General features: G+C 74.1%; 8 protein-coding genes and 1 pseudogene. 4 read left to right on the plus strand and 5 right to left on the minus strand.

Translation table 11 applies throughout. From position 1 onward, the window contains the following. Positions 1–109: 109 nt before the first annotated feature. The gene (locus IG64_RS33530; RefSeq protein WP_078884371.1) at positions 110–4009 is read right to left on the minus strand and encodes a S8 family peptidase; all 3900 of its coding nucleotides are present in this window, start codon (positions 4007–4009) and stop codon (positions 110–112) included. A gap of 364 nt (positions 4010–4373) precedes the next feature. On the opposite strand from IG64_RS33530, the gene msrA reads away from it, so the two are divergent. Beyond that, positions 4374–4886 carry a peptide-methionine (S)-S-oxide reductase MsrA gene (gene msrA / locus IG64_RS33535; RefSeq protein ID WP_037863305.1) on the plus strand — a complete coding sequence of 171 codons (513 nt, stop codon included), beginning with the start codon at positions 4374–4376 and terminating at the stop codon, positions 4884–4886. A 127-nt stretch (positions 4887–5013) separates the two neighbouring features. Here msrA and IG64_RS33540 read toward each other — a convergent pair whose 3' ends face one another. After that, positions 5014–6423 (minus strand): FAD-binding oxidoreductase, encoded by a 1410-nt coding sequence (locus tag IG64_RS33540; RefSeq protein WP_051813621.1) that lies wholly within the window; start codon positions 6421–6423, stop codon positions 5014–5016. Between the two features lie 247 nt (positions 6424–6670). Between IG64_RS33540 and IG64_RS33545 the strand changes: the two genes are divergently transcribed. From IG64_RS33545 to IG64_RS33555, 3 genes are read left to right on the plus strand one after another with little or no spacing between them, the layout of a single operon-like run. Continuing rightward, positions 6671–7681 carry an NAD(P)-dependent oxidoreductase gene (locus IG64_RS33545; RefSeq protein WP_051813623.1) on the plus strand — a complete coding sequence of 337 codons (1011 nt, stop codon included), beginning with the start codon at positions 6671–6673 and terminating at the stop codon, positions 7679–7681. Next, complete coding sequence (locus tag IG64_RS33550; RefSeq protein ID WP_234438695.1) at positions 7665–8654, plus strand: hypothetical protein; 990 nt, start codon at positions 7665–7667, stop codon at positions 8652–8654. The genes IG64_RS33545 and IG64_RS33550 overlap by 17 nt, the downstream gene beginning before the upstream one ends. Further along, entirely contained in the window at positions 8651–9496 is an 846-nt protein-coding gene (locus tag IG64_RS33555; RefSeq protein WP_037863310.1) for a prephenate dehydratase, read from the plus strand. Before IG64_RS33550 ends, IG64_RS33555 begins: the two co-directional genes overlap by 4 nt. Positions 9497–9509: 13 nt before the next feature. Here the strand turns inward: IG64_RS33555 and IG64_RS33560 are convergent, their stop codons facing one another. The 3 genes and pseudogenes from IG64_RS33560 to IG64_RS33570 form a co-directional block, all read right to left on the minus strand. Further along, entirely contained in the window at positions 9510–10598 is a 1089-nt protein-coding gene (locus IG64_RS33560; protein WP_037863312.1) for a glycerophosphodiester phosphodiesterase family protein, read from the minus strand. 544 nt (positions 10599–11142) lie between these two features. Beyond that, positions 11143–11400, minus strand: coding sequence for a hypothetical protein (locus IG64_RS33565; protein ID WP_037863314.1), 258 nt, complete (start codon positions 11398–11400; stop codon positions 11143–11145). Positions 11401–11519: 119 nt separating this feature from the next. Beyond that, positions 11520–11708, minus strand: a pseudogene (locus IG64_RS33570) (osmotically inducible protein OsmC); the annotation flags it as partial.

Genomic DNA, 11708 nt, shown 5'->3' on the forward strand with positions numbered 1-11708 from the left:
GGGCAAGTGGGGAGCGGGATGATTGTCGTGAAGAGGGGTGAACAGGGACGGAAGGGCGAGCGGCCGGATCACCGCTCGCCCTTCCGTTCACGGGACAGTGCCTGAATGCCTACCGGCGCTCGGCCCAGGCGCGTCGGACGGTCTGCTGGACGCGGTTGCCCGACGCGTCCTCGGCCGTGACGCGGAGGGTGACGTACGAGGTGCCGTGGCCCCCGGCCCGGGTGACGCCGGCCCGGAAGGTGTTGCCGGTGCGGTGGCCGGGGCGGGCCGTGTGCCAGGTGTGTCCGTCGTCGGTGGAGGTCTCGACCCGGACGGTGACACCGCGCGGGGCGGGGGCACCGTCCTGGGCGCGGACGGTGACACCGACGTCGTACCGCCCCGGGGCCGTGACCGTGTTGCGCGCGTCGACCGGGACGTCGTAGTCGAGTTGCAGCAGCGAGAGCGGGACGGCCTGCTCGGTGTGGCGCGAGCGGAACGACCACGAGGTGCTGGTGGCGGTGGCGTAGCGCCAGGTGGAGGAGGTGCGGGAGGTGGTCATGTCCAGGCGGTAGCCGGCCTGGCCGGCGGGGACTTCGGCGTCGACCCAGGCGGTGCCCAGGTCCGCGTACTTCTTCCCGTTCCGGTACAGCACCGCCGTGGCGGTGTCGCCCGTCGATGCCTGCCGGGAGCCGGAGAGGCCGCCGATGTCTCCGCCGCCCTCCACGAGCCGCGACCAGTGACCGGGCTGGGAGTCCGTGAACTCGGGGATCCACAGGTGCAGTACGTCGCCCGTCCGGACCGTCGGAGTCGTGGTGCCCGCCGGGATCGACGGGCGGACCACTGCGCCCTGCCAGGTCTCCGTGGACCGGGTGCCGGCCCGGTAGGTGCGCGGATCGTCCCGCAGGCCCACGGCCAGCGTCTGGTCCGGGTCGAAGGCCGTGGTGTGGTGCACCAGGTGCTGCCAGACGGTGTCACCGGCGCTGACGTACTCGGTGCGGGTGAAGCCGGTGGGCACGTAGCGGTTGTACTGGTTCCAGGCCGTCCGCTGGTAGGGGCGCCGGGCGAAGCGCTGTTCGGAGATCCAGCCGGTGCCGCCGGTGTCCGCGTACGTGGTGCGGACGGCCGCGCTGTTGCGGTCGGAGACGGTGTGGACGACGTGGCGCGGGATGCCCTGCTCGCTGACCTGCACCACGTCGTACAGGTAGGGGCTGCGGGCGGTGCCGTGGAAGGTCATCCGTTCGGTGTGCCGGTGGATGAGCCCCAGCAGCCGGGCCCCGGCGGTGGCGCCGATGCGGACGGTGGGCACGGCCCAGCGGTCGCCGTCCGGCCGCCAGCGGGTCCAGGCGATGTCCGAGGAGTCGACCAGGAGGACGGCCCTGGCACCCGCCGCCGCGGCCTGCGCGATGACGGCGGGTTCGCTCGCGCCCGTGGTGTTGGTGAGGACGGCGATCCGGCCCCGGGCCCGGCCGAACGCGGGGGCGGCCGCGTCCCCGGCGTCCACGGCGGTCAGGGCGGCGCCGCGCTCGTCGAACAGCGGGGAGGCGGGCATGTAGTAGGCGTCCAGCTTGCCGGGCATCCCGGCGGCCCTGGCCTCCAGCAGGGGAGCGACGAGCTGCCAGCGGGAGGAGAACTCGAACGTGCCGTCCTGCACCGGGGGAGCGGGGCTGACGTAGACGCGCTTGGCGATGTCGAAGTACATCGTGCCCTGGGTGAGGCTGCGGCCGTCGATCTCGCGGTACGTCTGGAAGCTGATCGCGCCGCGCTGCTCGGCGGGCCTCGGGGTGCGGATCTCCACGGGCGTGGTCGCGCGGGCGTCCACGGTGGCGGTGGTGTCCTTGGTGACCTTCACCTCCGGGAGCACCACCGCGCGCATCTCCTCGCCGTCGCGGGTGCGGACCATGAAGGTCTCGCTGACCTGGTACGTGCCTTCCTCCACCTCGGTGACGGCGTGCTCGAAGTCGGTGTACGGCACGAAGCCGCCGGGGCCCCAGACGACCGGCTGGAGGGGGACGCGGTCGCCCTTCTCGTCGTACGACACCACCGTGAGCCGGTGCACGGGGCCGTGCACCGTGAGGTCGAGGGTGGTGTGGACGGCGGGGGCGGCGGCACCGGCGGCGGTGCCGGTGACGTAGCCGTAGTACGTGCCCCGGGGGACCTGCGCGGGGCGCACGGTCAGGGGGACGTCGGCCGTGGCGTGCGCGGGCACGCGTACCGAGGACGCCACACCGAGCGCGGCGGACGGCACGGCCCGGCCGTGCACGTCGGTCAGGTGCGCGGCGAGGGCGAGGGTGACGTCCGTGCCGGAGCTGTTGGTGTAGTGCACGGTGGTGGTGCGCGGGCCATCGCCGGGCTGGAAGGACCCGAGGCTCAGACCGCCCGTGGCGGTGACGGGGCCCAGGGCCGCCGCGGCGGCGTCGATGCGTCCGCCGCCCTGCTCGGTGGTCTTCTGCCCCTCGATGGTGCGGGCGGTGCTGACCAGGGCGTCCTTGATCTGAGAGCCGGTCCAGCCGGGGTGCCGCTGGGCGACGAGGGCGGCGGCGCCGGCCACGTGCGGGGTGGCCATCGAGGTACCGGAGGCGGCCGTGTAGTAGCGGTCCACCGGGTCGCCCATGGTGGTGCCCGAGGCGCGGGCCGCCACGATGCCGACGCCGGGCGCGGTCACGTCCGGTTTGACGGCCCCGTCACCGGCCCGCGGGCCGCGGCTGGAGAAGGCGGCCAGCGAGTCGTCGCGGTCCACGGCGCCGACGGTGAGGGCGGCGTCGGCGGCGCCGGGGGAGCCCACGGTGATCTCGCCGTTCTCGCCGCTGTTGCCCGCGGCGGCCACGAACAACGTGCCGGTGGTGCGGCTCAGTTCGTTCAGCGCCAGGCTCATCGCGTCCGTGCCGTCACTGGCCTCGTCGGATCCCAGGCTCATGTTGACGACCTTGGCGCCCTGGGCCGCGGCCCACTCCATGCCGGCGATCACCTGGGACTCGGTGCCGAACCCGTCGTCACCGAGGACCTTGCCGATCAGCAGGTCGGCCGCGGGCGCGACGCCCTTGCGGGTGCCGCCGGAGGCCGCGCCGCTCCCGCCGACGATCGAGGCGACGTGCGTCCCGTGTCCGAAGACGTCGCCGGTGCCCGAACTGCCGGAGAAGTCCTCGGTCTTGCTGATCCGCCCGGCCAGGTCGGGGTGGGACCGGTCCGCGCCGGTGTCGAGCACGGCCACCTTGACGCCGTCGCCGCGGTCGCCCTTCTGCCAGACGGCCGGGGCGTTGATCTGGGCGGTGCTGCGGTCGAGTACGGCGTGGACCCGGCCGTCCAGCCACACGCGGGGGACGGCGGTGAGCGCGGAGGAGGTCCGCGACTTCCCGCCGGCCGGGGCCAGTTGCTCCCAGAAGCGGCCCAGGTCGCTCTGTGCGACGCGCAGGGCGCGGGCGTGGATGCTGGCGAGGGTGCGGGTGGGGGCGGGCGGCGGGGAGTCCGGGGAGCCCCCGGAGGCCGCGGGCTTCCCGGCGTCCGGTGACTTCTCGGAGCCTGCCGGCCTCGACGTCTCCGTCTTCTCCGTCTTCTCCGTCTTCGCCGATTTCTCGGCGAACGCGGCGAGTCTGCGTTCGGCCGGGGCCGCCGCGCCGCCGGAGGCGCTGACCAGCAGGGGGAGGGCGGCGGTGTGGGCGGTGTCGTACTTCTGCGCGAGGAGGGCGGTGACGTCGAACAGGGACCTGTCCAGCCGTCCCGCCATGACGAGGGGCTGGGCGTCGGACGGCAGCACCGAGATGTGACCGTCCTGCTCGAACGTCTGGAAGACGATGCGCTCGCGTCCGGGGCCCGGCCGCACGGCGGCGCTCTGGTGGCCGTCCGGTCCTCTCGTCACGGTGACGGTGTCACCCGTGACCAGGCGGACCGTGGCCGCGCTGTCCGCGGACGCGGCTGCCGGGTGCGCCCGTGGTGTGGCCGGCTGCGGGCCGGGCGCGGCCGTCACCGGCGTCACGGCGCCTGCGGCCAGGGCGAAGCCCGCGGCGGTCGCCGCCATCAGGCGGATCTGTCTCATCGGTGCCATGCCTTCCCTCGTGGGCTGAGCGGAGTTCACGCGCTGGACAGAATCCGATGGCTGTGAGGCGGCTGTCACCGGCCCGCCCTGGCACAGGTGGGACATGTCGCAACGGCGACAGCGGGGCAGCGCCCCGTAGCCACAAAGTCACCCTCTTGACTGGTGACGTACTCGTCTGCCATGATTGCGTCACCAGTCGAAGGGGTGATGATGAGGTCGAGGCCCACAGGGGAAGGAGGCACGGCCACCCAACCCACCCACGCACACCCACCGCCCCGAACCCGGCCGCCGGCGGTGTGAGCAGGCAGGGGCCATGTGCGAGGCTGTCCGAGAAGAAGAGATGCGGAAAGAAAGGCGAGATGTCATGACAGACGTCGAGGAGAGGGCCCTGCTGGCCGGAGGCTGCTTCTGGGGCATGCAGGAGCTGATCCGGAACCTCCCGGGCGTGCTCGGCACACGCGTCGGATACAGCGGGGGCGAGCTGGCGAACCCCACCTACCGCCGCCACGACGGCCACGCGGAGTCGATCGAGATCACCTTCGATCCGACCGCGACCGACTACCGCGCCCTCCTGGAGTTCTTCTTCCAGATCCACGACCCGACCACGAAGAACCGGCAGGGCAACGACATCGGCGACAGCTACCGCTCCGCCATCTTCTACCTGGACGACGAGCAGCGGCGGATCGCCGAGGACACCATCGCCGACGTGAACGCGTCGGGACTGTGGCCCGGACCGGTGGTGACCGAGGTCGTGCCCGCGGGCCCCTTCTGGGAGGCCGAGCCCGAGCACCAGGACTACCTCCAGCGCTACCCGGACGGCTACACCTGCCACTTCCCGCGGCCCAACTGGCGGCTGCCGCGGCGCTCGGAGGCCTGAGCGGGCCTGAGCAGGTGCCGGTCCCCGCGGCGGAGCCCGTGCCCGGTGCCGCCCGGAGCGAGGTGAACCCGGCTCGGGCACGGCCCGCCCCGGCCGGGAGCCGCCTCGCGGCCGGCGGGCCGCCGGCCTACGCGGGCCGGACGTTGTGGTTGAGACGGAACATGTTCCCCGGGTCGTAGCGCCGTTTGACCGCCGCCAGCCGGTCGTACCGCTGCCCTCCGAACAGTCTGCGCACGTCCGCCTCCTCCCGCGCCGCCTGTGGGGACAGGAAGTTCATGATGCTCCGGTCGTCCCCCCACGCGGCCATCCTCCGGGCGTACGCGGCGAGCGGCCCGGTCATCCGTGCGGCGTCGGACGGCCCGCCCGCGCCCGCGGCGAACGTCACGAACGGAATGCCCCGCGACGGCACCGAGTTGGGGACCGGCGGTTCCCGGTCCAGAGCGCCGCCCAGGGCGCGTATCTCGACGGTGCTGAGCGGGCAGCCGGAGTCCGGGCCGGTGAGTTCCGCGTACGCGGCGAGGGTGCCTGCGGTCAGCTCCCGCAGCCCCACGGTGGTCTCCGTGACGTACGCCGCCCGCACCGGGTCCACATGGATGGCACCCACCTCCTCGTGGGGCCGCTCCGCGAGGGTGTCCAGCAGGAGCGGTGCCGCGGCCCGCAGCGGCGCGACCAGGTGCTCGCCCTCGGCGGCCGGTCCGAGATGCCCGACGCGCACGTGCAGGACGAACGCGCCGCGCAGCACGGGCGGCAGGTGGGGCAGCGGCGGCAGACGCTGCACGGCGACGGAGGTCGTGGTGCGCTCGTCCAGCCCTTCGAGCAGGCTCCGCCACACACCCAGCACGTGGGCCGTGTCCTCGCCGCGGAACCAGAGTCCGCCACCGAAGAAGCGGCGCACGGGGAAGACGCCGAACTCCATGCGGGTGACCACGCCGAAGTTGCCCTTGCAGCCCAGGAGCGCCCAGAAGAGGCCGGGTTCGCCGTCCGGCGTGACCTCCCGGACGGCGCCGTCCGCCGTGACGACCTCCATCCGGCGCACGTGGTCGGCGGCGTACCCGTACCTGCGGCTCAGCAGCGGGCCGATCCCGCCGCCCAGGGTGTAGCCGATCACCCCGACGCCCGGGGCCGAACCGCAGGCGGGCGCGAGCCCGTGGCGGCCCGTCTCGGGCAGGACGTGGTCCCAGCGGGCGCCGGGGCCCACCGTGACGGTGCGGCGCTCGGCGTCCACGACGACGTCGGGCATGCGGCGCAGGGTGATCAGCAGCCAGTCGCCGGTGTCCGGGAGGACCGTCTGGTGCCCGGCGTTGCGCACCGCGACGGGCATGCCGTGCCGCGCCGCGAACCGTACGGCGGCGACCACGTCCTCGGTGCGCGTCGCGCAGACGACGACCGACGGCCGGGGCACGTGCAGCAGGTTGTGACCGGTGCACTCCGTCGCGTAGGCCGCGTCCTCGGGTGTGAGCACCGGGCCCGCGACCGCGGCCCGCAGGGCGGAGAGGCCGGCGGCGGAGGTCGGCCGTCCAGGCGCTGTGTGGTTCACGTGGTGTCCTCGTGGGCGATGTCCTCGTGGGTGAGCGCACCCACGTCCCCCCCCCGGTGGGTACACGCGGCGGCACGGCGGCGGGGTTCACGCAGGGCCCGACAAGTGGTGTGCCGTACCTCACGTGAACTTTCGGCCGACTTGCACACGTTGGCGAAATGAGTACATGCACACGTGTTCTCACGGACGTGACCGGAGGGTTCCGCGCCCGTGCGGCGCGGCGGGACGCGGAAGAGGCTGAGGCACGATGAACGACGGCAAGACGGTGTGGCTCCCGTACCGACCGGAACGGGTTCCCCGCCTGCCGGAAGGACTCTCCTACCGCTACTGGGACGGCTCCGCCTCGCTGCCCGGCGACCCGCGCGAGGTGAGCTTCCTGGTCGGGCCCCCCGCGACCGGCTCGGAACGCGTCTTCGCCCACCTGCTGCCGCGGGCGGTCAACGTCGAGGTCGTCCAGCTCCTCAGCTCCGGGTACGACCACATGGTGCCGCTGCTCGACCTGCTGCCGGCCGGGGCACGGCTGGCGACCACCCGCGGAGTGCACCGCGAGGCCACCGCGGAACTGGCCGTCGCCCTGCTGCTCGCCCTCGCCCGCGGCCTCGGCCACTACGCCCGCCGGCAGGCCGCCGGGGACTGGCGCCCGGTCACCGGCACCACGCTGGTCGGCAAGCGTGTGGTGGTGGTCGGATACGGCGCCGTGGGCGCGGCCGTGGCGGCACGGCTCGGCGCGTTCGGCTGCGAGGTCGTCCTCGTGGCCAGGACGGCGCGTACGACCCCGGCGGGCCGCGTGCACGGCGCGGCGGAACTGTCCGCGCTGCTGCCCACGGCCGACGCCGTGGTGCTGTGCGCCCCGCTGACCGAGGCGACGCGCGGCATGTTCGGCGCGGCACAGCTGGCGCTGCTGAAGGACGGCGCCCTGCTGGTGAACGTCGCCCGCGGGGAACTGCTGGACACCGCCGCCGCCCTGCGCGAGGTGCGCGGCGGCCGGCTGCGCCTCGCCCTGGACGTGACCGATCCCGAGCCGCTGCCCGAGGGCCATCCCCTGTGGGACCTGCCCGGCGTCCTCGTCACTCCGCACGTGGCGGCCTTCACCGACGCGTTCCCGCAGCACAGCGTGGACTTCCTGCGGCGGCAGCTGGACCGGTTCGCGCGCGGCGCGGAACTGGACAACGTCGTCCACACGGCGGCATACGCACACGAACGCGGGCGGGCGTATGAGCACGGGGGCGCGCACGAGGCCGGTGAGCGGGTTGCCTGAGCGGGAACAGACCGGCGTGCGGGGCGGGTACCTGCGGATCGTCGGGCCGTACGCCGATCCGGTGCGGGTGCTCGGTTTCTACGAGCGGGACGGGCACTCCGACGCGTCGGCGGCGTGGGAGTCGTTCACCTCCGTGTGGAACTGGTCCGCACCGCTCCCCGCGGCCGTCCCCTGGGATCCGTCCGGCGCCGCTCCGCTCGTGCGGGGTGTCGCGGGCGGGTTCTCGGTGTCGGGGCAGTGGCGGCTGCCACCGGCGGGAGCGGGAGCGGGAGCGCAGGAGGCGGCCGGCGGCCGGTGGCTGGCGCTGCGGCTGACCGAGCACCCGCGCCGGGCCGGGGCGGCCGGGGAGGCCTTCGGGGTGGCCGACCCGGACGTGGTCGTGGTGGCGTCCAAGGTGCTGCCCCGGCCGGCGGACGGGGCCCGCGCCGCCGGGGACACGCGGGGGCCGGGCTGCGGCACGGTGTTCCGGCTGGCGGACGCGTACGTGCCGGGCGGGTTCGCCACCAGCTCGGCGGGCACGCCGCTGGGGGCCGGGGACGCGGTGTTCGTGTGGGCGGCGGTCGCGGGCCTGGCGTTCGGCGCCGCGCGGCGGCTGACCGACGCCCTGGCCCGGCTCGACGCACCGGGGGCGATGATGTCACCGGCCGGCGCGGCGGCCGAGCTGGCCGCGGCTCTCCACGACGAGCGGCTGAGCCTGGCGGCGCGGCTGCACGGTGTCGCCCGGGCGGCCGCCGGGGACCGGCCGGCCGCCCGGGCGGTGCTGGCCGGGCAGGTCCGGCGGGCGGCCCGGCTGGTGCACCAGGTGGTCTCGGCCGCGTACGAGTACGGTCTCGCCTTCCGCCGGAGCGCGGCGGAGGACCCCCTGATTTCCCTGGTGGACGACAGCACCCCGATACTGCAGTACATGCGGTACGCGGTGGACCTGCTGCCGCCCGACGAGAGGACCCCCACGGTGGAAGGCGATACACGGTGACGACCGTCGCATATCAGGGTGAGCGCGGCTCCAACTCCGCGACCGTCGCCCGCGCGCTGTTCCCGGACGGCACCGAGCTGCCCTGCACGGGATTCGAGCAGGCGCTGGACGCGGTGACGCTGGGCACGGCCGACGTGGCGGCGATCCCCGTCGACAACTCCGCGGCGGGCCGGGTGGCGGACGTGCACCACCTGCTGCCGGAGTCGGGTCTGTTCATCGTCGGCGAGTACTTCCTCGCCATCCGGTTCGACCTGATGGGTGTCCCGGGCGCCTCCCTCGACCAGGTGGAGTGCGTCCGCAGCCACGTGCACGCCCTCGGCCAGTGCCGCAAGCTGCTGCGCGAGGGCGGCTGGCGCACGCTGGTCAGCGACGACACGGCGGGCTCGGCCCGTGAGGTGGCCGAACTGGGCGACCCGCGGCACGCGGCGCTCGCCCCGCCCGCCGCCGCCGCGCTGTACGGCCTCGACGTGCTGCGCGCGGGGGTCGAGGACGACCCGGACAACACCACGCGGTTCGTGGTGCTCTCCCGGGAACAGGGGCCCTGGCCGGGCACGGACGAGCCCACGGTGACCAGCCTGTTCTTCTGCGTGCGCAACATCCCGAGCGCCCTCTACAAGGCGCTCGGCGGGTTCGCCAGCAGCGGCGTCAACCTCACCAAGATCGAGAGCTACCAGATGGGCGCCGGGCTCAACCCGAGCCGCTTCTACGTCGAGATCGAGGGCCACCCCGACGAGCCCAACGTCGCGCTCGCCCTCCAGGAGCTGCGCTTCTTCTCCTCCGAGGTGCGCATCCTCGGTGTCTACCCCTCCCACCCGCACCGGCGCGGGGAACGCCCCGCCTGAGCCAGGACCGGGATCAGTGCCGGGGGCCCGGGTAGGCCCTCGGCAGCCGCATGCCGCGCTCGGCCATCAGGGCGCGGACGCGGTCCGGGTAGTCGGTGATGACCCCGTCCACGCCCAGGTCCATCAGCGCCGCCAGCGTCGCGGGGTCGTCGCAGGTCCACGGGACGACCTTCAGTCCGCGCCGGTGGGCCTCGCGGACCATCCCCGCGTCGGGGTAGAAGCGGAAGTCCGGGTCGGCGACCGTGCCGTTCTGCGGGAAGCCGTAGTTGGGCGAGAGCGTGGTGAGGCCGGGGACGGCAGCGGCGGCGGCCTTCACGAAGTCGCCGTCGAAGTCGTCGGCGTCGACGCCGCCGAGCCACGGTGACGCGCCGGGCCTGCCCACCTGGAGGAAGTCGTAATTGGTCAGGGCCACCAGCGGGTACGACGGCGCGAGCCGGTGCATCGCCTTCAGCGCGCCCCAGTCGAAGGACTGGACGGTGACCTGCCGTTCGATGCCCGAGCGGTGGATCTCCTCGTACACCAGGCGTACGAACAGGGCGCGCGGCGCCGTCTGTTCCGGCGCGCCCGCCTCCACCTTGGTCTCGATGTTCAGCTTGACCTGCCGGGCCCGGTAGCGCTTGACCAGGTCCAGGACGTCCTTCAGCTCCACCATCCGCAGGCCCTTGATCTGCTCCTGCCCGGGGAAGCCGGGCAACTGCCGGTAGCCGCAGTCCATCGTCTTGATCTGGGCGAGCGTCAGGTCCTTGATGTACTTCCCGACGTACGGGTACATCGGGTCGCCCGGTGTCACCGGCCCGGTGTCCGCGCACTTCTGGGCGCTGATCTGCCGGTCGTGGTTGACGACCACCTTGCGGTCCCTGGTGATCTGCGTGTCCAGTTCCAGGGTGCTCACGCCGAGGCGCAGCGCCTTGCCGAACCCTTCCAGGGACTCCTCCGTGGTGAGGCCGAGACCGCCGCGGTGGGCCTGGAGGTCGAAGGGGGTCCGGTGGCGGGGCGGGGCGGGATGCCGGGGGGCGGCGGTGGACGCCTGCGCGCTCGCCGGGAGGGCGAGGGCGAGTGCGGGCAGGGCGGTGAGCAGGGCCAGGGCGCGCCGGAGGGTCATGGGGAACCTCGTTCGGGTCGGAGCCGGGCGGGGCGTGGCGGGAACGGGGGAGCGGACCCGATGAGGTTAGGCCGTGGTTCCGGACGGTACGAGGCCCCTTCGTGAGGGTGGGGTGAACGGGCGCGGAACGGGGGCGCCGTCCGCGCCCGCGCCGGTGAGACGTGGTGCCGCTCGTGCCTGCCGCTGGTCCTGTGGCCGCTGGTCCCGTGCTTCTTGGTCCTGCGGCCCCGCCCGCCCGTGGACGGGGCGGGCGGGGCCGTCCGGTTCCGGCTGCCCGGGGAACGGCGCCGGAACGGGAAGGCGGCCCCCTGAGCGGGACCTGCGGGGGGCCGCCTGGCTTGTTCGGCAGTGCTGACCGGCTGCTGCCGGGGGGAGCGGGGCTCTGACTGCCGGGTGCGGCAGGGCCCTGATGCCGTCGCCGGGGCATCAGGGCCTCACACCGGGACAACGGAGCGGGGAGGGTGTGAGGTTCACGAGGTCCCGGCGAGGAGGGCGGGCGGGCGCGTGGGGCACCTTCGGCGTGCCCGGTCCGCCGGTGGGGGAGTCACAGGAACAGGGCCGCTCCGGGACCGTATCCGGCCATCGCCGCCGTCTCGGCCCAGGACCACACCAGGACGGGGTCCTGGGCGGGCCGCCCGCCGAGGGCGGCCGCGGCGGGGACCGTGCCGGCCGTGCCCGGCGTCGTGGCCGTTCCAGGCGTTCCCGTTGCCCCGGCCGTACCCTCCGGGGCCGGGGTGCGGGCGGTGCGACCGGTCCTGCGGCGCGCTCGCGTCCGCTCCTGGGTGATCACTGCGGAGGACATGGCGGCTCCCGTTTTTCGAGCGGTACGGCGGATGGGTGCGGTGGTGCGGTCGGTGGGGTGGGTTGTGGTGGGTGGGTTTGTGGCGGGGGTATGTGGTGACTGGTGGTGCGGGCGGTGGGTCAGGCGGCGGTGGCGGTGATGGTGACGGGGATGTTGCCGCGGGTGGCCTTGGAGTAGGGGCAGATCTGGTGGGCGGCGTCGGCGAGTTGCTGTGCGGTGTGCTGGTCGACGCCGCCGAGGACGGGGCTGAGGACGGCGGAGAGGGTGAACTCGCCGTCGTCGCCGTGGGTGAGGGTGACCTCGGCGGT

Origin of the sequence: Streptomyces sp. NRRL S-340, assembly GCF_000720185.1 — a bacterium.
Taxonomy (GTDB): domain Bacteria; phylum Actinomycetota; class Actinomycetes; order Streptomycetales; family Streptomycetaceae; genus Streptomyces.

Bases quoted from the DNA above. Each gene is read 5' to 3' on its own strand.
- IG64_RS33530 (WP_078884371.1), bottom strand. From the start codon at position 4,009: ATGAGACAGATCCGCCTGATGGCGGCGACCGCCGCGGGCTTCGCCCTG.
- IG64_RS33560 (WP_037863312.1), bottom strand. From the start codon at position 10,598: ATGACCCTCCGGCGCGCCCTGGCCCTGCTCACCGCCCTGCCCGCACTC.
- IG64_RS33545 (WP_051813623.1), top strand. From the start codon at position 6,671: ATGAACGACGGCAAGACGGTGTGGCTCCCGTACCGACCGGAACGGGTT.
- IG64_RS33565 (WP_037863314.1), bottom strand. From the start codon at position 11,400: ATGTCCTCCGCAGTGATCACCCAGGAGCGGACGCGAGCGCGCCGCAGG.
- msrA (WP_037863305.1), top strand. From the start codon at position 4,374: ATGACAGACGTCGAGGAGAGGGCCCTGCTGGCCGGAGGCTGCTTCTGG.